1 protein-coding gene is annotated in these 249 nt (G+C 45.8%); it reads left to right on the top strand.

The window, feature by feature from the left end:
* Window positions 1-249 (top strand): HesA/MoeB/ThiF family protein (locus AAEY80_RS14750; RefSeq protein WP_350588628.1); only part of this gene is annotated, 249 nt, incomplete at both ends.

The raw sequence follows: 249 nt of genomic DNA on the forward strand, positions 1-249 counted from the left end.
CATCAATCCTTTAATTAGGGCGCGTGGTACGGTTGCACGATTGAGCGAAGACAATGCTTATGAGCTGCTCGATATGGCAGTCGGTAAGCCTGATCTGCTGTTAGATTGTACTGATAATTTTGCCACCCGTGATATTATCAATCGTGTCAGCGTCCGCTATCAAATTCCGTTATTATCTGCCTCGGCGATTGCCATGCAAGGGCAACTGGCATTGTATGAGCCACATTTACATACTGGTTGCTATCATTG

It is taken from the genome of Psychrobacter sp. 78a-MNA-CIBAN-0178 (assembly GCF_040309625.1).
In the GTDB taxonomy this organism is placed as follows: Bacteria; Pseudomonadota; Gammaproteobacteria; order Pseudomonadales; family Moraxellaceae; genus Psychrobacter; species Psychrobacter okhotskensis.